Raw genomic sequence first — 21,095 nt, 5'->3', positions numbered from 1 at the left:
GGTGATGACGCCGGGCCCGGGCGGCCCGGCGATCCGCCGTAGAAATGCCTCCCGGCGGCCCTCGATACAGCGCGGACTCGATGACTTCGCCGACGACGATCTGGACACCGGAATCGAGGCGGCCGTCCGGTTCGCACTGAGCCCTCTGTTCCAGCCCACCGGCACCAGCGACCGCCCCGGACAGCAGATCACCTTGGCCGCGGCACCCTGTCGAGCGGCTGCCCCGGCCGCTACTCGCCGGCGCCTCGGCCACGAACACCCCGGCGGTAGCAGTGTCGGGGCGGCAGGTGAAACAGTGCGGCACCACTAGAGTGACCAGGCGTGCAGCCATCGACGGCGAGGGAGTTCTCGGCATACGGACTGTCGCACTGGATCGTGCTCATCGTGTTCGCCGCGGGGGCGGTGGCGGTCGTGATGCTCGGGCGGAGGCAGCGCAATACTGCGGCCGAACGCCGTTTCAGCCGGGCGTTCGGTGCGCTGACCTCGGTTCTGTATGTGGCGATCTATCTGGCCCTCATGTTTCCCCCGGCCGTCGAACGCTCGGTTCCGTTGCGGCTGACCGATCTCGCGACGCTCGCCGCCGGCTACGCGTTGTGGTCACATCGACGCTGGGCTTATGCGCTGACCTACTACTGGTGCCTGACGTTGAGTACGCAGGCACTGCTGTCACCGGCGCTGGAGAGTCCCGATTTCCCGGATCACGAATTCCTGGCGTTCTGGGCGATCCACCTGCTCGTCGTCTGGGCCGCGATCTACCTCACCTGGGGTGTGGGGATGCACCCGGACTGGCACAGCTATCGGTTCGCGGTGGCGGCCACCGTGGCATGGGTCGGGGTGACCTTCGTGTTCAATTCCCTCGCCGGCACCAATTACGGTTTCGTCAACCGGAAACCGGCGACCCCGTCGCTGCTCGATGTGCTCGGACCATGGCCCTGGTACCTGGGTACCGTTGCTGTCCTGCTGCTCATCGTCTGGGCGCTGATGACCTGGCCCTGGGTTCGTGGTCGGCGTGCGGCGCGCTAATGCCCCTTCGCCGGCCGGTTGGTCGCTGCGCGGCGTTCGGCTTCCTTGGCCTGGACTCGTTCCTCGTCGGCGCGTACGGCGGCATAGCTTTCGCGTTCGCGGATCAGCCACTCCGGCGGATCCGCGAGGAAAGCGGCGATCTCGTCGGCGGTGAGCGCGTCGGACACTCCCGCACGGGTCAGGCCGCTGTTGGAGATACCGAGCTTGCGGGCCACGATGTCACGCGGGAAGGGGCCGGTGCGGCGCAGATCGGTGAGCCACTGCGGCGGATTCGTCCGGAGCTCGTCCAGCTCGGCCCGCGAGATCGGGCCGCTGCGGAACTCTTCGGGAGCCGCCGGAAGATAGATGCCGAGCTTGTTCGCCGCGGTCAGCGGCTTCATCATCTGCGGTTTCTTGTCCAGGCTCACCGCCACAGCGTATCGGGCCGCCGAGCCGGGCCGGACTCCGCGGTGCCATACGCTTGCGGGTATGAGCCGGTTCTCCTCGATCGATATGCAGCGTCTGCGCTGGTTTGCCGCAGTCGCGGAGGAACTGCACTTCGCACGCGCCGCGAAGGCATTGCATATCTCCCGCCAGAAGCTCAGCCACACCGTTATCGACCTGGAGACCGAGCTCGGTACGAAACTGTTCGTACCCGGCGCGCAGCCGACCCAGCTGACCGACGCGGGACGGGAATTGCTTCGGGAAGCGCGCGACATCATTGCGGCTGCCGGCAACGAGGCAGGCGACGCGGCGGCCGACCCTCCCGCCGCGCTGCGGGTCGGGTTCGTACCCGGCGTCACCGTCACCAAATGGGAACGGATCTGGGGGCGGCGGTTCCCGGACACCCCGCTCGAGCTGGTCGCCGTTGCCCAGGCCGACCAGCAGCCGGCGCTGCGCGAGGGCCGCGTCGATATGTGCTTCGTCCGCCTGCCGATAGACCGCGCGGGGATGAACGCGATCCCGCTCTACCGCGAGTTGCCCGTCGTCGTGGCACCCAAGGACCACGAGATTTCACTGTTCGAGGAGGTCGCCATGGCCGATCTGGTGGACGAGCGCCTGCAGGACACCGCCGATATCGACGCGGTCAAGCCCGCCCTCGAGCTCGTCGCCGCCGGGGTCGGCGTCGCCATCGTGCCCCATTCGATCGCCCGCCTGCACCACCGGCGCGACCTCATCTACCGCACGGTGACCGATACCGGCGATACCGAAATCGCCCTGGCCTGGCTCTCGGACCGGACCACCGATTCGGTCGAGGAGTTCGTCGGGGTGGTGCGCGGCCGCTCGGAACACAGCTCCCGGTCCCCCGCCGGAAAGCGCACCGAACCGGAACAGCGCAAGCCGCAGCCCGCAGGGAAGGGACCGCGCCCGGCGCGGAAAGCGGTCCCCTCCAAGAAGAAGCCGCCCTCCGGGAAGAAGCCCGCCCGGGGGCGCAAACGCTAGCCCAGGCCACGAACCGTTACCGCCCCATCCGAGTGCCCTCACGCCTCCTCGATGCGCTCACGCGCATACTCCGTCACCTTCCGCACTACCGCCGCCCAGCAGCGATCGAGCGTGCCCTCGGTTGTCCCCGCGATATGCGGGGTGACAACCGCACCCGGTGCATTCCACAGCCGATGTCCGGGCGGCAGCGGCTCAGGGTCGGTGACGTCGAGCAATGCGTAGAGTCTGCGAGCCTGCAACTCGGCGACAAGGGCGTCCGTGTCGACCAGCGGCCCGCGGCCGACGTTCACCAGCACGGCACCGTCACGCATCGCAGCGAGAAATGCCGCGTCGACCATGCCTCTGGTCGACGCATTCAGCGGAACCGCGAGGACGACGATGTCGAACTCGGCGAGCCGGGCAAGCGCGCGGGGAATGTCGAGGACCGTGCCGCGCGCCGTCCGCCCGACCGATGTCACCACCGTCTCGAACGGTTCGAGCCGGCGCCGGAGATTCTCACTGATATCGCCGGCGCCGAACACCAGCGCACGTTTGCCGGACAGTGTGCTCGACGACAGCGCCTCCCATCGCCTCTCTCGCTGCAGATCACGATAGGCTTCGAGTTTTCGATAGTGCGTGAGGAGTTGCGCCACAACCCATTCAGCGACGATTCCCCCGTGGGCGCGATCCGCGTTCGACAGCCGCACCCCGTCGGGCACCACCGCTTCCCACTCGTCGGAACCGGAGCTGAACAGCTGTACCATCCGCAGCTTCGGCAGCTGCTCGAAGATCTCACCGGCGCGGGCCGGGTCCAGCCCGTGTGCAACCAGCACCTGCGCGTCGAGTCCTGCCGCAGGTATCCGGCCGCCGACGTCGTAGACAACAGGCCGGATGAGGGCCGAACCGTCGAACTCCCGCATCCCACGCTCGTCCGGTACGAGCACTACGACAGGATTCATACCAGCAGTTCCCGTCATCACCGCGGCCTGTCGACAATGTCGGTGATGTGGCGGGCCGGGGGCTGTTCCGCCAGCGGTGCGTGACTCATGACGAAACTCCTGTCAGCCGCGGGGAAGAACTGGTTCGGGCGCCCGGTGGCGGTAGAGCCGGGCCGCGTTCTCGCTGCACATCATTCGCAGATCCTGTGCGGGAAACCAACCCCGGTACCGCTCGATCACATCCCGGGCGTGCGGCCGGGTTCCGTCGCCGTGCGGGTAGCCGGTCTCGAGCATGATGTCCTCCACCCCGATCAGATCCCCCAGCGCGATCGTCGACAGATGTCATGAACACTCCTTCGCCGAACGGCGTTGCCGAGAGAACAACCGGCAGCTGGTATCGTTATGTGATACTTACTATCACTATTTAATGACGGTAGGAGTGATTCACATCGCAGTCAAGACTCTGGGCACGCTCGCGCGCGGTCTCCGGGTGGTCGAAACCGTCGCAGCCCGTCACCCCATCGGACTCACCGCGCTGTGCCGGGAGCTCGGTGAGGACAAGAGCGCCTTGCAACGCACCCTCGCGACCCTGCACGAGGCGGGCTGGATTCGGCCACTACCGGATTCGCCACCCCGTTGGGAGCTGTCCACCAAGCCGCTGATCGTCGCCGGGCACGCACTCGACACCTCGTCACTGCCCGCTCGCGCCCGGCCGCTGCTGGCATCCTTGCGGGACGAGACAGGCGAGACCGTGCACCTCGCTCTCCTGGACGCGCCGGCGATCGTGGTCGTCGACGTCGCCGAGGGCCGCCACCTGGTCCGTACCGCACCGCGGATCGGCCAGACCCACCCTCCCGAAACGAGCGCCGCCGGTCGCGCCCTTCTCGCCCACCTCACCCCCGAGGAACGCGTAGCACTGTCCGACGCGCGGGACACGCTGCTCACCGACGCCGAGTACGACGAGATCCGCGATCGCGGCTGGTCCCTGTGCGAGGGCGCCGTGCAGGAAGGCTCGACCAGCCTCGCGGCCGCCGTGACGGACTCCACCGGTAAACCCCACGGCGCGATCGTCGTCAGCGGACCCGATCGCCGCCTGACTTCCGAACAGTACGCCGAGGTCGGAGCACTTCTACGGGGAGCGGTCGCCGCGCTGAGAAAAGGGCTCAGCTGAACCGTTCGCAGCCTCCAGGCGTGGCGACGGTCTCGTGACCACCCGCGGCGGGTGGGGTCGCGCACCGAGCGCGACGACCTCCACCACATTCCGGTGCACCGCCGCGCAGCGCGGTCGCCGAATCGCGTGGCACTACTGCCGGGGGTTCCGCGTCCGGATCGCGGAATACAACCCCCGGTTCTGATGGTTGACATGGCGATATTCATCGTCGTCAACGTGAGGAAGCCGCGACAGTGTCCGTGCCACTGAGCATTCTCGATCTGGTCTCCATCCCCCAGGGCTCAACGGCCCGCGACGGTATCGCCGCTTCGATGGACGCCGCTCGGACAGCGGACCGGCTCGGCTACCGCCGGCTCTGGTTCGCCGAACATCACAACACCGCCAACCTCGCCGCCAGCGCCACCTCGCTGCTGATCGGGCAGGCCGCCTCGGTGACCGAACGGATCCGCGTGGGCTCCGGCGGTGTGATGTTCCCCAACCATGCACCGCTGATGGTTGCCGAGCAGTACGGGACCCTCGCGAATATGTACGGCGACCGGATCGATCTGGGCCTGGGCCGCGCCCCGGGCACGGATATGATGACTGCTCGCGCCCTGAGCCGGTCCTCCGCCGAACCGCAGGCTTTCGCGGAGAACATCTTCGATCTGCAGGGCTGGTTCAGCGCGGACGGTACCGCCCGGAGTGCCCCGATCGTTTCGGCTGTCTCCGCGGGCACCGAGGTTCCCATCTGGGTCCTGGGTTCGACCGTCAACGGCGCCTCCATAGCCGGTCAGCTCGGCTTACCCTTCGCGCTCGCCTCGCACTTTGCGCCCGATCAGCTGGACGAGGCCATCCAGGTCTACCGGGACGCATTCACCGATTCCGCGCCCACCGCACAGATCGCCGAGCCGTACCTGATGGCGGGCATCAACGTCATGGTGGCACCGACGGACGCGGAGGCCGAACGAGAGTTCACCACGCTGGAGCAGATGTTCCTCGATATCCGCAGCGGCCGGCGCCGCAAGCTCCAGCCACCCGTCGATCCGGACCAGCTGGTCGCCCAGGGCGGTCATGATCACGCGATGCTACGGATCAAGGCGGTCGGCGCGCCGCAGACAGTTGTGCGGGAACTGGCGGAATTCGTCGAGCGCACCGGCGTCGACGAACTGATCACCGTCACCTACGCCTACGACCCCGCAGTGCGGCAGCGCTCGCTGGAGCTGCTTGCCGGCCACTGGTTCTGACAGCGTATCCGACCCGCTCAGGGGTCCGGGATCGAGCCGCGTGACTAGAGACGTCCGTCGATTCGTAATCCCGGGTGCACCCAGTTCGGGGATCGGCGCTCCTTGAAGGCGCGGAAGCCCTCGATCGATTCGGGTGCGCCCAGGCCGGCCTGCATTCCGATGCGGTCGTAGAGACCGAGGTAGTTGTCCAGACTGGATTTGATCACCGTGCGCGCGCCCGGTGCGGTGCGGCAACACTGGGCGAGCACCTCGCGGGCGGCGGCGGGCAGGTCGTCGTGCGGGACGACGCGGGCGACCATGCCCCAGTCCAGTGCCTCCTGCGCCGACAGGGTGCGGCCGGTGAACATCAGATCGCGGGTCCGGACCGGGCCTATGAGCCGGGCCAGCATATGGCTGTAGTAGGTGTCGGCGATTCCGCGATAGAGCTCGGGGACCCGGAAAGTGGCCCGGTCGCTGACGACGGCCATATCGGCGCACAAGGCGATCTGGAGGCCGCCGCCCTGGCACAGCCCGTTGACAGCGGCCACCACGGGTTTGGCCGACTGGCGCAGCGTGTCGAAGGGCAGGGCGTCCATGCCCAATGCGCGGCCGAATGTCATCCAGTTGTCGTCACCACCGCCGCCCATATCGCCGCCGGGCGCGAAGACATCACCGGTGCCGGTGATCAGCAGCCCCGCCAGGTCGGGATCGGAACCCACGTGGGTGACCGCGTACTTGATGCCGAAATACATCGCGGGAGTCATCGCGTTGCGTGCCTCGGGCCGGTCGAGGGTGCAGACCCCGAACGGGCCTTCGCGGTCGAATCGCAGGAACTTCGTGCCCAGCCAGTCGCCTTCGGGAGGTCTCGGATGCTGTGTTGTGTCAGCGGTTTCGGTCATTGTTCTCCTTCGGCGCCGGACCGCCTTCCCCGCGGCCGGTGAACCAGACGTTCTCCTCCCGCAGCGCCCGGCTGCGCCAACCGTCGGCGGTACGCACCAATTCGTGGTGGTAGTAACCGCCACAGGCACTGACGTCGGCCGACCCCGGGAGTTGCATCGGGTTGTAGAACATGGCGCGTACGGTCGCGGTTTCGGGTCCGCGCGCGAGCACCTCGATATTGGTGATGTAGTGCATGCTCCACGGCAGCGCACCGAAATTCGCGGCGAACCAGTCGGCGACCTCGTCGCGGCCTCCCACCACGGCACCGGCCGACGAATAGTCGATGTGAGCGTCGGCGGTGAACACCGAGCGGTACAGCTCCCAGTCCTTGGTATCGACGGCGCGGGCATAGCGGTAGAGCAGTGCGGCGATCTGGGTTTCGTCGCTCATCCGGGCATTCCGATCTGCTCGGCCTCGAGGTACTCCGCATCACCGGCGAGCACATCGGTGTCTTCTTGTATGTTCACCACTTCCGACTCTCCTGACTCACCGGGAGATAGACCCCTCTTCACCAAGGAGAAGGTCATTCTCCAACCTATGCGATCACACAGGCCGTCTCAGGGGTTTCGCGAATTTCTCCGCGGCTGTTCGATCAGGGTCCGCAGCCATCGCGACCGGCCGGTACCCATAGCGGCTACGGAGACCGTTCCGGGATCGGCTGATGCGCACAGCCCACGACAGAGCAGCGAGGGCGCCCAGCACCGGATATGGAGAGTAGGGTCGAGTGCCCACTTTGTGGTCGATCGTTCCCGAACCCGATACGAGGAGGGCCCGTCATCGTGATCCGCGCAGTATGGAATGGCGTGGTACTCGCCGAAACTCCACGCACGGTACGGGTAGAAGGCAACGACTACTTTCCGCCCGGATCACTGCACCGCCGATACTTCGGCGACAGCCGGACGACGTCGCTGTGCCCCTGGAAAGGGAGGGCACGCTACTACACAGTGACCGTCGACGACGCGGTCAACCCGGACGCCGCCTGGTACTACCCGCATCCGAGCCCGCCGGCGCGGCGGATCAAGGATCATATCGCCTTCCAGCACGGGGTCGAGGTGGTCGGCGAGCCCGAATAGCAGGGCGACGCGGCAGGTAGCGCCGGAGGGCGTGGCCGGCGGCAATATCCGGAAACAGCCCGGGCGACCACGACCTCGACTGTGCCCATCGGGCAGCCGCCCGGTGCCGGCACCGGCACGCGGAGCTCCGCGCCGACCTGGGCACCGCCGCGCACACCCTCCGGGAGGCAAGAAATGCCCGCACTCGGGGGCTTTCGCCGTAAGCATTACCGGCACAACCGTCCTGGAGCCTCATTTCTCACGTTGAGCATCATTTCCGTCCACAAACGAGAATGTCATTCTACGATTGAGTAGATTGTGGTTCTACATGCGGAGGCAGCGATGGACAACGACGCGTTCAGCGGGATCCGCGTGGTGGAGCTCGCGCAGTGGGTCTTCGTCCCGGTGGCCGGCGCACTGCTGGCGGACTGGGGAGCGGACGTCATCCGGGTCGAACGCCCCGACGGCGACCCCTACCGCAACCTCGCCACCCAAGGCATCGGTTCGGACAGCGGCGGGGTGAATCTGTCGGTGGCCCTGGCCAATCGAGGAAAACGCTCGGTCTCGCTGGATCTGCACACCGACCGGGGCCGGGCGCTGCTCGACGAACTGCTCGCGACAGCCGACGTGTTCCTCACGAACTTCCGGCCCTCCGCGCTACGCCGCCTGGGGCTGGACGCCGGACAACTCACGGAAAGGTTCCCGCGTCTCGTCTACGCCCGCGGCCACGGGTATGGCGTGCGCGGCCCCGAGGCGGATAAACCGGGCTACGACTCCTCCGCGTTCTGGGCGCAGGGCGGTCCCGCCTACGTTCTGACCCCGCACGACCGCGAGTATCCGATCAGCCAGCGCGGTGCGATGGGTGACCGCAACGGTGCGATGGCGTTGGGGTTCGGGATGGCTGCCGCGCTGTTGCGACGGAACCGCACCGGCCGCGGGTCGGTGGTGGATGTTTCACTGCTCGCGACCGCGATGTGGATGCTGTCCTCCGATCTACTCGCCGCGCTGGCGGGCAACTCCCCCGTTGTGGTGACCGGGCGCGGAGCTTCGCCCAATCCCCTGGTCGGCGCCTATCGCACCAAGGACGGCCGCCATATCCAGCTCGTCTTCCTCCAAGCCGACCGGTATTGGGTGCAGTTCTGCGATCTCGTGCAGCGTGCCGATCTGCGGGATGATCCGCGCTTCGCCGATATGGCGGCGCGGGCGGCGCATCGCGCGGAATGTGTGGCCGAACTCGATGCGGAATTCGCGCGCCGCACCTTCGACGAGTGGAAGCAGTTGCTGTCCCGGCTGGACGCGCCGTGGGCGCCGGTGCAGTCGATCGGCGAACTCCTCGACGACCCCCAGGTGCTGGCCAACGACTATCTCGGGGATGTCGAAACCGAAGCCGGTCCGGCGTACCGGCTCCCGACCGGGCCGGTGCAATTCGACGAACGGCCACCGGTGCTGCGGCGGGCCCCGGAACACGGTGAACACACCGAGGATCTGCTGCTGGAACTGGGGTATTCGTGGAGCGATATCGCTGAATTACAGGATGCCGGGGTGGTCCCGTGACAACGCCCGCCCGTCCGCTCCCCGTCCCCGATACCCGCTCGGCTCCGTACTGGGCCGCGACGGCGCGGCATGAGCTCGCGATCGCCCGCTGCGCCCGGTGCGACCGCTTCGAGATACCGCCCGGTGCGATCTGCTCGCACTGCGGCACAACCGATCCCGCATTCCGCTTCGAACCTGTCAGCGGGCTGGGCGTCGTCCGGTCCTGGACGGTGGTCCACCGGGCGTCGCTGACCGGTTTCGCCGGCGATGTGCCCTATCTGCTGGTCGATGTCGAACTGGCCGGACAGCCCGGACTCCGGATGATCGGCCGGCTCCTCGACGGCCCGGATACCGTGCTGCGCGAAGGGATTCCGGTGCGGGTGGCGTTCGAGGACGTCGCGCCGGGAACAGCGGTCCCGGCCTTCGCCCTGACCTTCGGGGGATCGTCATGACCACTCGGTTCCACGGGCAGGTCGCGGTCGCCGGATACGCCCACAGCAACATCCGGCGGCACAGCGAGCGTCCGCTGGGCGCCCTCACCGTCGAGGTGGCGCGGGCGGCCGTCGCGGACGCCGGGTTGCGGCCGGAGCAGATCGACGGATTCGTCACCTCGGCGCTGTTCCCGACCGCCGGTGGTCATCGTGTCACCGACGGAGAGAGTACGGTCTCGGCCGATTGGCTGGCGGCCCGGATGGGTGGTTCGCCCCGGTATATCGCCGGCTTCAGCGGTATCGGCCAGATTCCCGGTGCGATAGCGCTGGCGGCGAACGCGATCATCGCCGGTGCCGCCGACTACGTCGTCGTCCACCGCGCCCTGCACAACCCGGCCGGTGGCTACCACGACAATCCGATGACAGCGGCCGCGGGCGCACAGCAGTGGACCGCGCCGCAAGGTTTCGGGGGCCCGCTGCCGATGATCGCCTTCCCCTATCGGGAGTACCTGAACCGGTACCGGGCCGATCCCGCCACGCTGGCCGCCGTCGTGGTCGAGGCGCGGAAGAACGGCGCGCGGATCCCGTGGTCGCACTGGTACGGGAAACCGGTCACCACCGGCGAATACCTGGCGGCGCCGATGGTCAGTGACCCGGTCCGCCGCTTCGACTGCGATCTACCGGTGGACGGGGCCGCCGCCTTCGTCCTCACCTCCGCCGAACGGGCCCGCGACCTCCCCCACCGCCCCGTGTACGTGGCCGGTTATGCGCAGAGCCCGCCACCTCCGCACCGGGTGGCGCTGCACTGGCCGCTCGACGACATCATGGCGGGCGGCGAGATCGTGGCCCGGCGTTTGCGGGAGGCAACCGGTTTACACCCCGCCCAGGTGGACCTCCCGCAGCTCTACGACGGATTCTCGCCGTTCGTCTATTTCTGGCTCGAAGCGCTGGGGTTCTGCGCACGCGGGGAGGCGCACAGTTTCGTCGGCGACGGCGGAATCGACAGTGATCTCCCCGGTCGTCTACCGGCGCTGTCGGGTGGTGGAGCGCTGGGTAACGGCCGGATGCACGGTATACCGCAGATGCTCGAGTGCTATCTGCAATTGGCCGGTCGCGCCGGCGACCGCACACGTGCCGGTGTGACCACCGCCCTCGCCTGTCAATCCGCACCCCATTACGGCGGCGTCGTCGCCTACACCACCGAACCCGGCTGAATCCCCACGCCGCGGCAACAGGAGCCCGAACCATGGAAAATATTCTCGCGGACCACCGCTCGTATATCGCGGGCGATCCGGTGACCGGTGGCGAAGCCTTCGCCGTCGAGAACCCTGCCGACGAATCCCGCGTCGCCGAGATCCCGGCAACTCCCCTGCCCGAGATCGACCGCGCGATACGCGAGGCGCGGCGCGCCTTCGACAGTGGTGTGTGGGCCGATGCGCCGGCCGAGGACCGGGCCGCGGTGCTGCGTGCGCTGCTGTCGTATCTCGAGACGATGCGCGAACCGCTGGTGGCGACCATGGTCGCCGAGGCCGGGCAGCCGCGGATGTTCGCCGAACGCTCCCAGTTCCTTTCGGGGCTGGCCATGGCCCGCGGCATGATCGACCTCTACCTTTCGCTCTCGCACGAGGAGCCCAATCCGGTTCCTGTCGACGACCTGATCCGCGGGCGGGTCGCGCTCAGCCTTCGCAGACATGAGCCGGTGGGTGTCGTCGCGGCGATCACCCCGTACAACGCGGCGTTCATCATGGCGCTGCAGAAGCTCGTTCCCGCGCTCATGGCGGGTAATTCGGTGATTCTGCGGCCGAGCCCGCTCACTCCGATCTCGTCGCTGATCTTCGGTGCCGCCGCCGAGGCCGCCGGACTCCCCCGCGGCGTGCTCAGCGTCGTCGTCGAACCCGGTTCCGCCGGTGCGGAACTGCTCACCACCCATCCCGCGGTCGATATGGTGTCGTTCACCGGGTCGACCGCGGTCGGCCGCAGCATCATGGCGCAGGCGGCGCCCACGCTCAAACGGGTCGCGCTCGAACTCGGCGGTAAATCGGCCCAGATCTACCTCGACGATGCCGTCGGCAAGGTCGCGACCGGCGCCGCCGCCGTGATCGGCGGTACCGCCGGGCAGGCCTGCGTCGCCGCGACCCGCATGCTGGTGCCGCGGGAGCACAAGGACGAGGTGCTCGAGCTGGTCTCGCGGACCTATGCCGGGCTGGTCGTCGGCACCCCGGCCGATCCGTCGACCACGATCGGCCCGCTGATCAGTGCCGCGCAACGCGAACGCTGCGAACGGATCGTCGACCGCGCCGTCGACAAGGGCGCGACCGTGGTGCGGGGCGGCGGCCGGCCCAGCGGTTTCCCGCGCGGATACTACTTCGAGCCGACCGTGCTCGACGTTCCCGACAACGGCAACCCGGCCGCGCAGGAAGAGATTTTCGGCCCGATCCTGTCGGTGCTGGGTTACCGCGATATCGACGACGCCGTGCGGATAGCCAACGACTCCCCGTACGGACTGTCCGGTCAGGTGTACGGGGCCGACCCTGCCGCGGCCACGGCCGTCGCGCGCCGGTTGCGTACCGGCGCAGTCAATGTCAACACCGCGCTGTTCAGCGCCTATGCCCCCAGCGGCGGTTACAAGCAGAGCGGCCTCGGCCGCGAACGCGGCCCGGATGGCATCCGGGCCTTCCAGGAAGTCAAACACCTCGTCATCGGCGACCTCCGCTGAACGCCCACCGACCCGAAGGAGTCATGATGTCCACCGATCTCGCACTCGACTGGTTGATCTCGGTCGACGACCACATCCTCGAACCACCGAACCTGTGGGTGGACCGCGTCCCGCGCGCCGACCGGGACCGCGCACCGCATATGGAATTCGACGACAACGGCGTGGACTGCTGGGTCTACGACGGTAAGCGTTTCCCGAGTTCAGGGCTGAGCGCGGTGGCGGGTAAGGAGAAGGAGGAGTTCAGCCCGAAACCGCTGTCGTACAGCGAGATGCGCCCCGGCTGCTACGATCCGGCCGCGCGGATCGAGGATATGAACCGGGCGGGCATACTCGCCTCACTCTGTTTCCCGACGATCACCCGCTTCTGCGGCCAGCTGTTCATGGAGGCCGGCGACCGGGATTTCGGCCTGGTCTGCCTGAAGGCCTACAACGACTGGGTGATCGAGGACTGGTGCGGCGCGGCACCGGGCCGCTATATCCCGCTGGTCCTCATCCCGCTGTGGGATCCGCAGCTGGCGGTGCAGGAGCTGGAACGTTGCGCCGCGAAAGGCGCGACCACCTTCGCGTTCTCGGAGAACCCCGCACCGCTGGGGCTGCCGACGATCCACGATCCGGGCGGGTATTGGGACCCGGTGATGGCCGCGGCCAACGATCTGGACCTGGTCGTCTCCATGCACGTCGGGTCGTCCTCGACGGTTCCGCAGATCTCGAAGGACGCCCCGTTCCTGGCCAACCTGTCCTGGGGTGCGACGCGAACCTCCGGCGCGATGCTGTCCTGGCTGTTCAGCGGTATGTTCCAGCGCTTCCCCAACCTGAAGATCGCCTTGTCCGAGGGTGAGATCGGGTGGATGCCGTACTTCCTGGAACGCGCCGAGCAGGTCCTGGACAAACAGCGGCACTGGGTGAAGCGGGGAATGAACTGGGGCGATCACGCCGGTAGCGGCGGCGTCGACCTGGACACCCTCGATATCCGCCAGACGTTCCGCGACCATATCTTCGGCTGTTTCATCGAGGACACACACGGCATCGCGAGCATCGCCGAAATCGGCGAGAACAACATCATGTGCGAAACCGATTACCCGCATTCGGATTCCACCTGGCCGAACTGCATCGACGCCGTGAAAAAGCAGATCGACCATCTCCCGGAGGCGACGCAGTACAAGATCCTGCGCGGCAATGCCGAGCGCCTCTACCGGTTCACTCCGGCCGAACCGCCGGTCCGGACAGCGGGCTGAGATGCCGGGCTGGAGGGTCCACGTCGACCGGACACGCTGCCTCGGCTGCGGAGTCTGCGCGGCCTACGCACCGGGCAGTTTCACCCAGGACAACGAGGGGCTGGCGGTTCTGCGTGACCCGCCGGCAGATCCGGTGGAACAGATCCGCACGGCCGTGGACAGCTGCCCGACCGGCGCACTGAGCCTGGCGATCACCGATATCGCCGCCATCGAACGAGAAGGGTGAGCCACGTGCTGCTCGAAGGAAAAACCGCGGTGGTGACCGGCGCCGGATCCGGCGTCGGTGCCACCTCGGCCCAGCGATTCGCCGAGGAAGGCGCCTCGGTGGTGTGCGCCGATATCCAGTTCGATCGGGCGAAGGACACGGTGCGCCGGATCGAGGCCGCGGGCGGGGTGGCCGTCGCGGCCGATACCGATATCACACGGGAGCGCGATGTCGCCGCGATGATCGCCACTGCTGCCGACCGGTTCGGGCACGTCGATATCGTTTTCAACAATGTCGGCATCCCGACACCGCGCCTGGGCGCCGCGCTCGAGGACCACACCTTTCAGGATTTCCAGCGCCTGGTATCGGTGAATATCGGCGGGGTGTTCCTCGGCTGCACCTATGCCGTACTCCAGTTCAAACGGCAGGGCGGGGGCGGGGTCATTCTCAATACGGGGTCGGTCGCGGGCCTGGTCGCGTGGGGCGGCGCGGTCTACGCCGCCACGAAAGGTGCCGTGCACCAGCTCACCAAGGCGGTGGCGATCGAGGGCGCGCCGTTCGGGATCCGCGCCAACGCCCTCTGCCCGGCCGGGATGCCCTATACCGGTTTCATGGCGGCCGGCGGGCTCTCCGACAGTGCGGAAATGACCGCGAAAATGGCCGAACGTACCGCCGCCAACCATCCGCTCGGGCGCCCGATCACGGCGGAGGATTGCGCGGAGGCAGCCGTATTCCTGGTATCCGATCGCGCCGCGAATATCACCGGAGTCCTGTTTCCGGTCGACGGCGGGTACGTGGCGAGGTGAATCGAATGAATCCTGCACCGACCTTGGATCGCGACCGCGTACGCGAATTGTTCGATCTCCGCGGCGCCTACCTGGCCCAGACGGGCGGCGGGTACCGGGACGATCCCTATCCGATATGGCATCGGCTGCGCGCCGAGGGCGAGGTGCATCCGGGCACCGTGCACGAGCTGACCGGCTACCCGGGCCCGGCGGTGTTCAGCGGACTACCGCAGCCCGACCGCCCGCATTTCTCGGCATTCGGTTTCGCCGCCTGCGATACCGCCTACCGCAACCCCGATCTGTTCGCCTCCGCGCCGGAACCGGTGGACCCGAACACGGGCAAACTCGACGCCCTCAACAGCATGATCTCGATGAACGGGGCACAGCACCGGCGTTACCGCGCGCTCGTGCAGCCGTCCTTCGTTCCCGCGAAGGCCGAATGGTGGATCCGCAAGTGGATCGAGCAGACCGTGCACCAGCTGATCGACGGTTTCGCCGCCGACGGCCGGGCCGAACTGAACGTCGATTTCTGCGCCGCCATCCCGGTGTTGACGATCACCGGTAGCTTCGGCGTACCGGTCGAGCAGGCACTGGAGTTCCGGGCGGCGCTCGGCCGGCCGGCCGCCGTGGTGGAGCTGATCCGGCCGATCGTCGCACAGCGCCGGAAGGCGCCGCGCGACGATCTCATCAGTGTGCTGGTCGAGGCGGAACTGACCGGTGAGGACGGCACCACACAGCGGCTCACCGATGCGGAGATCCATTCCTTCGTGGTCCTGCTGCTGGCCGCGGGATCCGGCACCACGTGGAAACAGATGGGGATCACGCTGACGGCGCTGCTGCAGCGGCCGGATGTGCTCGCGGCGGTCGCGGTGGATCGTTCCCTGCTGCGGCCCGCCATCGACGAGGCCCTGCGCTGGACCCCGACCGATCCGATGTTCTCCCGGTACGTCACCCGGGATACCGAGTTGCAGGGGGTGGCGCTCCCCGCCGGTTCGGTCCTGCACCTGTGCATCGGGGCGGCGAACCGGGACCCGGCACGCTGGGACAACCCGGACGAATACGACATCACCCGGCGGCTGCGACCCTCCTTCGCCTTCGGCGGCGGGGCCCACGCCTGCCTGGGCATGCATGTCGCGAAGGCCGAGATGACGACCGGGATCGGCGCCCTGCTCGACCGGCTGCCGAATCTACGGGCCGACCCGGAGGCCGAACCCACCCGCTTCATCGGAATGTACGAGCGCGGGCCGACCGAGATACCCGTGGTTTTCGGCTGAACCGATCGGCCCCGGAGAAGAGGAGAAAGTCGATGAACGAACCCGGTTACCGGCCGCCCGATCTCGGCCTGGTCGGTGCCACGCATGTGGCCCGCTACCAGGAGACCGGCGGCGAGATCGGTTACGAATGGAACGGTACCGAGATCCTGCTGCTCACGACCACCGGCCGGAAAACCGGGCAGCGCCGTACCTCGGCGCTGATCTACGGCCGCGACGGTGCGGATTACCTGGTCGTGGCGTCGGCGGGCGGGGCCGCGAAGCATCCGGCGTGGTACCTGAATCTGCGCGCGAACCCCGGAGCCGAGATCCAGATCAAGGCGGAGCGGGTCCGGGTGACGGCGCGTACCGCCACGGCGGCGGAGCGACCGCGCCTGTGGCGGCTCGCCACGGGATACTGGCCGAACTACGACGTCTATCAGACCCGTACCAGCCGGGTTATCCCGCTCGTTGTGCTCAGCCCGTCATGATAGGACTTCAGGCGTGTCCACACCCAAGAGGCCCGCCCGACCCGACGCCGACGCCCCGATCACCTCGCCGCCCGGCTGGGCCGACCGGGCCGCAGATCAATCGCAATCGGTCCGGCGATCACGGGCTCGCACCATCGAGCAGGCGCAGGCCATCGTCGCGGCCGCGCAGCGGTTGATCGAGGTCAAGGGGTCCGGCTTCACGACCCAGGAATTGTCGAAGGAGGCGGGGATCGCCCTGCAGACCTTCTACCGGCATTTCCCCAGCAAGGACCATCTCCTGCTCGCCGTCCTCGAAGATGTGATCGCCGATCGGATGGTCGAGATGGCGGCGGCCGCGCGCGATCTACCGGATCCGGTGGCGCGCTTACGTTTCTATATCCTCGCGGCGTTGCGCTCACTCCGTACCGAAGAGGGCGGCACCGTACGACAATTCGTCACGTCCGAGCACTGGCGGCTTTATCAGATATTTCCGGAGGAAATGGCACAGGTCAACCGGCCTTTCGCCGAATTGGTCGAGCGAGAGTTGCGGGCGGCGGCCGAATCGGGACTGCTGCGCCCGAACGACCCGGCCGCCGACGCCTGGCTGGCGGTGAACCTGGTGATGTCGGTTTACCACCATTTCGCGTATGCGCCGCGGGAAAATATCGAAGCCGTCACCGAACAATTGTGGTCATTCTGTTCGACCGCCTTCGGGGGTCGTCCACCTGAATAAGTAACGGGGCACAAGCAATGAAGCACGCGCCTGTATTTCCCAAAGGTCGTGATCTGGATACCACGGCCACGATCCTGCATTCGTGGCTGGCGGCACGGGATGAGATCACCGCCGTCGAGATCGACGATCCGGCCTACCCGCAGGGGGCCGGAGTATCCAACGAGACCGTGTTCATCCGAGTGCATTCCGCGCGCGGTACCGAGCAGCTGGTGCTGCGGGTCGCGCCGGCGGCCGAGCATCAGATGTTTCTCGATCCGCGGTTCCGTATCCAGCACCAGATCCTTGTCGCGCTGCGGCAGCACAGTGCAGTACGGGTGCCGGAACCGTTGTGGCTGGAAGAGGATCCCTCGGTGCTCGGCCGGCCGTTCTACCTGATGCGCCGGGTCACCGGTTCGGTGCCGGTGAGTATGCCGGTGTACAACATGTCCGGGTTCCTCGCGGACGCCACTCCCGCCCAGCGGCGGACGCTGTGGGAGGACGCGATGAGCCAGCTGGCCGCCATCCATCGCGTCCCCGCCGATACGGTCGATTTCGTCGACCGGCCGGAATACGGCAGCTCGGGCGACCAGCAGCAGCTCGCCTATTGGAGTGCCCACGCCCACTGGACGCTCGAGGACACCATTCCCGACACCATCCGCACACTGCTGCAGTGGCTCACCGACAATCGACCGGCGAACTCCGCACCGGGACTGTCGTGGGGTGACGCCCGCATCGGAAACATCGTGTTCGGCACGGACTTCCGGGTATCCGCGGTCATGGACTGGGAGCAGGCGTCGATGGCCGGCCCGGTCGCCGATCTCGCGTGGTGGCTGGTGTTCGACGAAGCCCACAGCACGGGTCTGGGCATCCCCCGCCTCGACGGCCTCGGGACCAGGGCCGAAACGATCGACCTGTGGCAGGACCTGACCGGGCTCCGAGCCGGCGACCTGGTCTGGCACGAAGTGTTCGCCTGCCTGAAAGCGGGCCTGCTCAGCCTCCGCACCCGCCGTGTCCTGCGACTGCCGCTGGTCGATACCGGCACCCGCCGATACTCCTTCATGCGGCGCGCCTGCGAGCTGGTGGGGATTCCCGAACCGCAGGAGGGATTGTGAGGACCCCGGCCGATCCCGCACCGTTCGACGAAGCGGTCGTGCTGTCACCCGAATGGCTCGCGGCGGTGCTGGAACCCGGCCATCCCGCCGTGGTGCCGGCTGCGACCGAAGTGGTCGAGCGGATCGAAACGGTGGCCACCAAACTACGTTTCCGTGTGACCTACACGCATCCGGCCGAGGCTCCCCGGGCACTGTGCGCCAAAGGGTATTTCAATCCGCTGTGGCGCCGCGGATCGCGGGCCGAAGCGGATTTCTACCGGGATTTCGCCCACGCTCTTCCCGTGCGCACCCCGCCGTGCGTGTACGCCGCGGTGGACGAGGACACCGGGCACGCCCTGGTCCTCATGCGGGACATGGTGGTGGCGGGCGCCCGTTTTCTCGATCCCCTGGTCGGCTACGGCCCTGGCCAGGCCGCCGGAACCCTCGATCAGCTCGCCGCCCTGCACGCGGCGACTTGGAACGGCAGGCGCCCGGACGCGAACAGGCTCTTCCCGCCGCGCCTGGCCTCGCTGGCCGGGCATATGACCGTCGACAAGCTGCAACCGCTCCTGGACGACGGCCGGGCGGCCGGCATCCCGGAGGATGTGCGGCGCGCGGACCGGCTGCTGGCGGCCATGGCCGCGATGGATACCCTCGGCTCTTCTTCCGCGCGATGCCTGGTCCACGGTGATCTGCACGCCGGCAATATCTACGAAATGCCCGACGGCAGCGCGGGTCTCATCGACTGGCAGGTGGTACAGAGCGGCCACTGGGCCCAGGATGTCGCCTACCACCTGGCGACCGTCCTGGACCCGGACGAACTCGCCCGCACCGAGCGCGACCTGCTCGAGCACTACCTGCACCGGCTGGCCGCCCACGGGATCGAACCGCCGGATCGGGACCGGGCCTGGTGGATGTACCGGGCACATCTGCCGTACGGGTTCTATCTGTGGTCGATGACCCGCGCGGTCGACCGGCCGATCATCGAGCACCTCACCGGACGACTCGCCACGGCGGTCGCCCGGCACGGAAGCCTCGATCTTCTCGAGGTCTGAATGCCGCAGCGAGTTCCGGGGAACCGAAAAGTACTCGGATCCCCGGAACTTCGTCTATTCGGCAGGCATTCAGTGGTGCCGGCACCGGGAGCAGCGTGTGACGACCGAGAGCAAGCCGGGTCGGGCGCCGGCCGCTGCGATGCCGGCGGGACCGGCCTGGCAGCAGCTCGCGGGCCGGGCCGCCGGTGATGGTTCGGGAGACACCGGCGACTGCCGATATCGGCTCAGCGCGCGGCCAGGCTCTGCCGGATCTTGTATTTCTGCACCTTGCCGCTGGGGCTTCGCGGAAAATCGTCGACCGTATGAACCTCCTGCGGCCACTTCTGTTTCGCCAGCCCGGCGTCGGCAAAGCAGGCGCGCAGGTCCTCGAGCGACGGTGGGGTCGTGCCGGGCTGCAGCCGCAGTACCGCCGCGACGTGTTCGCCCAGTCGCGCGTCCGGCGCGGCGACCGCCACCGCTTCGGTCACGCCGGGCACCGTCAGCAATACTTCTTCGACCTCGAGCGCGCTGATGTTCTCCCCGCCGCGGATGATCAGGTCCGTGGTGCGGTCGGTGATGGTGAGATAGCCGTCGGCATCGAGAGTTCCGATATCGCCGGTGTGGTACCAGCCGTCGTCGTCGAACACGGCCGCGGTCAGGGCGTCGTCGAGGTATCCCAGGCACAGATCCGGTCCGCGGCTGAGGATCTCGCCGTCTGCGCTCAACCGGATCTCGACGCCGGGTTGCGCAGCACCGTCGGTGTAGAGCCGCTTGGATTGTGGCGCGCTCCAATGGGAGGACGTCATGGAGGGATGTTCGGTGCTGCCGTAGGACCGGTAGACGGTCAGGCCCAGTCCGGTCAGCCGCTCGGCCACCGGCGCGGCGACGGGGGCGCCGCCCATGCCGAGATACTTCAGCCGCGCCAGATGGTCGCGAGTGCAGTCCGGGTGCTCGATGAGGCTGGTGACGTAGTACGGGACGCCGCCGCCCAGGCTGACGCCGTAGGTGGTCATCAGGTGCAGGATGCGGCCGGGATTCCAGACATCGGTGACGTCTATGGAGACACCCTCCAGAACCGGGACGAGCAGGGCCGAAAGCATTCCGATGAAATGGCCGATGGGGGCGGCATTGATCAACGGTCCCAGCTCGTCGGGAAGCCGCTGCGCCATCAGCCGGGTCTCGCAGCCGAGCGTCCGATGGCTGTGGACGACCCCCTTCGGCACCTGTGTCGTACCCGAGGTGAAGGCGATCACCGCGGGGCCGTCCGGGTCCACCTGTGTCACACCGGAAAAGGGCTCGCCGCCGAGCAATGCGTCGAAGTGATGGCGGGGATCGCCGCCGCCGACGATTCCCACGATCGGCACATCCGCGTAGACCGCGGGGTCGTACACCAGGTTTCCGAAACGTTCGGCGCCGAAGAATGCCTTGGGCCGCACCGTATCCACGATATGGCCGACTTCGCGCGAACCGTAGGTGTGCACGATCGGCACCACGACCGTCCCCAGCAGCGATGCCGCCCAGAACGCGGCCGCGGCCTCCATCCAGTTGGGTAACTGCAGCGCGACGACGTCCCCGGGTTCGATACCGCGGTCCTGCAGTCCTGTCGCCAGGCGGCGCGCTACCAGTTCGACATCCCGGAAGGTTCCCGAGTAGGGCCGGATATCCGAATGGACGCGGACGGTGGTGTCCGGGGCGGCCGCGAGACCGCGGGCCAGCAGATCGCCGAGACTGTCGCGGGTCCACCACCCTTGCTCTTCATACCGTCTGGCCAGCTCTGGGGGAATTGTGCGCATGGTGAACTCCAACCACCCGGCACGCGTACGCCGGTGTCGTACGGCGGCGTTGCCGGAGAACGGGGTCGTCGGAAGCCGGGCGGGCCCGGCCGCGAGTGAGAAATGTGACTCTAC

25 protein-coding genes are annotated in these 21,095 nt (G+C 67.7%); 18 read left to right on the top strand and 7 right to left on the bottom strand.

Going from position 1 to position 21,095, the window contains the following annotated elements; translation table 11 throughout:
• Positions 1-4: 4 nt before the first annotated feature.
• Entirely contained in the window at positions 5-310 is a 306-nt protein-coding gene (locus ACFWPH_RS20970) for a hypothetical protein (RefSeq protein WP_378753407.1), read from the top strand.
• An 11-nt stretch (positions 311-321) separates the two neighbouring features.
• Positions 322-1,023, top strand: a complete 702-nt coding sequence (locus tag ACFWPH_RS20965; RefSeq protein WP_378753405.1) for a TIGR02206 family membrane protein — start codon at positions 322-324, stop codon at positions 1,021-1,023.
• On the opposite strand, the gene ACFWPH_RS20960 is transcribed toward ACFWPH_RS20965, so the two are convergent.
• Positions 1,020-1,430: a DUF5997 family protein gene (locus ACFWPH_RS20960; protein ID WP_378753403.1), complete on the bottom strand. Its 411-nt coding sequence runs from the start codon at positions 1,428-1,430 to the stop codon at positions 1,020-1,022. The two genes, ACFWPH_RS20965 and ACFWPH_RS20960, sit on opposite strands and share 4 nt — an antisense overlap.
• 61 nt (positions 1,431-1,491) lie before the next feature.
• On the opposite strand from ACFWPH_RS20960, the gene ACFWPH_RS20955 reads away from it, so the two are divergent.
• A complete protein-coding gene (locus tag ACFWPH_RS20955; protein ID WP_378753401.1) occupies positions 1,492-2,445 on the top strand; it encodes a LysR family transcriptional regulator in 954 nt (317 codons plus the stop codon).
• Between the two features lie 38 nt (positions 2,446-2,483).
• Here the strand turns inward: ACFWPH_RS20955 and ACFWPH_RS20950 are convergent, their stop codons facing one another.
• Together ACFWPH_RS20950 and ACFWPH_RS20945 are read right to left on the bottom strand one after the other, a co-directional pair.
• On the bottom strand, positions 2,484-3,383 hold the full coding sequence (locus ACFWPH_RS20950; protein WP_378753399.1) for an NAD(P)-dependent oxidoreductase: 900 nt from the start codon (positions 3,381-3,383) through the stop codon (positions 2,484-2,486).
• Positions 3,384-3,485: 102 nt separating this feature from the next.
• Positions 3,486-3,656, bottom strand: a complete 171-nt coding sequence (locus tag ACFWPH_RS20945) for a hypothetical protein (protein WP_378753398.1) — start codon at positions 3,654-3,656, stop codon at positions 3,486-3,488.
• Positions 3,657-3,789: 133 nt separating this feature from the next.
• On the opposite strand from ACFWPH_RS20945, the gene ACFWPH_RS20940 reads away from it, so the two are divergent.
• Together ACFWPH_RS20940 and ACFWPH_RS20935 are read left to right on the top strand one after the other, a co-directional pair.
• The gene (locus ACFWPH_RS20940; protein ID WP_378753396.1) at positions 3,790-4,533 is read left to right on the top strand and encodes an IclR family transcriptional regulator; all 744 of its coding nucleotides are present in this window, start codon (positions 3,790-3,792) and stop codon (positions 4,531-4,533) included.
• Positions 4,534-4,766: 233 nt separating this feature from the next.
• On the top strand, positions 4,767-5,756 hold the full coding sequence (locus ACFWPH_RS20935) for an LLM class flavin-dependent oxidoreductase (RefSeq protein ID WP_378753394.1): 990 nt from the start codon (positions 4,767-4,769) through the stop codon (positions 5,754-5,756).
• A 44-nt stretch (positions 5,757-5,800) separates the two neighbouring features.
• On the opposite strand, the gene ACFWPH_RS20930 is transcribed toward ACFWPH_RS20935, so the two are convergent.
• Genes ACFWPH_RS20930 through ACFWPH_RS20920 form a run of 3 tightly spaced genes read right to left on the bottom strand, consistent with a single transcriptional unit; the run spans position 5,801 to position 7,201 of the window.
• Positions 5,801-6,634, bottom strand: coding sequence for an enoyl-CoA hydratase/isomerase family protein (locus ACFWPH_RS20930; RefSeq protein WP_378753392.1), 834 nt, complete (start codon positions 6,632-6,634; stop codon positions 5,801-5,803).
• The gene (locus ACFWPH_RS20925; RefSeq protein WP_378753390.1) at positions 6,618-7,064 is read right to left on the bottom strand and encodes a nuclear transport factor 2 family protein; all 447 of its coding nucleotides are present in this window, start codon (positions 7,062-7,064) and stop codon (positions 6,618-6,620) included. The genes ACFWPH_RS20930 and ACFWPH_RS20925 overlap by 17 nt, the downstream gene beginning before the upstream one ends.
• On the bottom strand, positions 7,061-7,201 hold the full coding sequence (locus tag ACFWPH_RS20920) for a hypothetical protein (protein ID WP_378753388.1): 141 nt from the start codon (positions 7,199-7,201) through the stop codon (positions 7,061-7,063). The genes ACFWPH_RS20925 and ACFWPH_RS20920 overlap by 4 nt, the downstream gene beginning before the upstream one ends.
• A gap of 252 nt (positions 7,202-7,453) precedes the next feature.
• Here ACFWPH_RS20920 and ACFWPH_RS20915 point away from each other — a divergent pair, with 252 nt between their 5' ends.
• The 13 genes from ACFWPH_RS20915 (at position 7,454) to ACFWPH_RS20855 (ending at position 19,209) form a co-directional block, all read left to right on the top strand.
• Entirely contained in the window at positions 7,454-7,747 is a 294-nt protein-coding gene (locus ACFWPH_RS20915; protein WP_378753386.1) for a DUF427 domain-containing protein, read from the top strand.
• 321 nt (positions 7,748-8,068) lie between these two features.
• Positions 8,069-9,280: a CaiB/BaiF CoA transferase family protein gene (locus ACFWPH_RS20910; RefSeq protein ID WP_378753384.1), complete on the top strand. Its 1,212-nt coding sequence runs from the start codon at positions 8,069-8,071 to the stop codon at positions 9,278-9,280.
• The gene (locus tag ACFWPH_RS20905; protein WP_378753382.1) at positions 9,277-9,711 is read left to right on the top strand and encodes a Zn-ribbon domain-containing OB-fold protein; all 435 of its coding nucleotides are present in this window, start codon (positions 9,277-9,279) and stop codon (positions 9,709-9,711) included. The genes ACFWPH_RS20910 and ACFWPH_RS20905 overlap by 4 nt, the downstream gene beginning before the upstream one ends.
• On the top strand, positions 9,708-10,904 hold the full coding sequence (locus ACFWPH_RS20900) for a thiolase family protein (RefSeq protein WP_378753380.1): 1,197 nt from the start codon (positions 9,708-9,710) through the stop codon (positions 10,902-10,904). Before ACFWPH_RS20905 ends, ACFWPH_RS20900 begins: the two co-directional genes overlap by 4 nt.
• A gap of 32 nt (positions 10,905-10,936) precedes the next feature.
• Complete coding sequence (locus tag ACFWPH_RS20895; RefSeq protein WP_378753378.1) at positions 10,937-12,406, top strand: aldehyde dehydrogenase family protein; 1,470 nt, start codon at positions 10,937-10,939, stop codon at positions 12,404-12,406.
• A gap of 26 nt (positions 12,407-12,432) precedes the next feature.
• Positions 12,433-13,641 carry an amidohydrolase family protein gene (locus tag ACFWPH_RS20890; RefSeq protein ID WP_378753376.1) on the top strand — a complete coding sequence of 403 codons (1,209 nt, stop codon included), beginning with the start codon at positions 12,433-12,435 and terminating at the stop codon, positions 13,639-13,641.
• 1 nt (position 13,642) lies between these two features.
• A complete protein-coding gene (locus ACFWPH_RS20885; protein WP_378753374.1) occupies positions 13,643-13,867 on the top strand; it encodes a ferredoxin in 225 nt (74 codons plus the stop codon).
• Positions 13,868-13,872: 5 nt separating this feature from the next.
• The gene (locus ACFWPH_RS20880; protein WP_378753372.1) at positions 13,873-14,652 is read left to right on the top strand and encodes an SDR family NAD(P)-dependent oxidoreductase; all 780 of its coding nucleotides are present in this window, start codon (positions 13,873-13,875) and stop codon (positions 14,650-14,652) included.
• A 5-nt stretch (positions 14,653-14,657) separates the two neighbouring features.
• Positions 14,658-15,905: a cytochrome P450 gene (locus tag ACFWPH_RS20875; RefSeq protein ID WP_378753370.1), complete on the top strand. Its 1,248-nt coding sequence runs from the start codon at positions 14,658-14,660 to the stop codon at positions 15,903-15,905.
• 32 nt (positions 15,906-15,937) lie between these two features.
• Entirely contained in the window at positions 15,938-16,372 is a 435-nt protein-coding gene (locus ACFWPH_RS20870; protein WP_378753368.1) for a nitroreductase family deazaflavin-dependent oxidoreductase, read from the top strand.
• Between the two features lie 13 nt (positions 16,373-16,385).
• Complete coding sequence (locus tag ACFWPH_RS20865; protein WP_378753366.1) at positions 16,386-17,084, top strand: TetR/AcrR family transcriptional regulator; 699 nt, start codon at positions 16,386-16,388, stop codon at positions 17,082-17,084.
• 17 nt (positions 17,085-17,101) lie between these two features.
• Entirely contained in the window at positions 17,102-18,175 is a 1,074-nt protein-coding gene (locus tag ACFWPH_RS20860) for a phosphotransferase family protein (RefSeq protein WP_378753364.1), read from the top strand.
• Positions 18,172-19,209, top strand: a complete 1,038-nt coding sequence (locus ACFWPH_RS20855; RefSeq protein WP_378753363.1) for a phosphotransferase family protein — start codon at positions 18,172-18,174, stop codon at positions 19,207-19,209. The genes ACFWPH_RS20860 and ACFWPH_RS20855 overlap by 4 nt, the downstream gene beginning before the upstream one ends.
• Positions 19,210-19,433: 224 nt before the next feature.
• Here the strand turns inward: ACFWPH_RS20855 and ACFWPH_RS20850 are convergent, their stop codons facing one another.
• Positions 19,434-20,981 (bottom strand): AMP-binding protein, encoded by a 1,548-nt coding sequence (locus tag ACFWPH_RS20850; RefSeq protein WP_378753361.1) that lies wholly within the window; start codon positions 20,979-20,981, stop codon positions 19,434-19,436.
• Between the last annotated feature and the right edge of the window lie 114 nt (positions 20,982-21,095).

The organism is Nocardia sp. NPDC058499, from assembly GCF_042719915.1.
Lineage (GTDB): Bacteria > Actinomycetota > Actinomycetes > Mycobacteriales > Mycobacteriaceae > Nocardia.
This window is presented reverse-complemented; position numbering and strand designations above follow the sequence as displayed.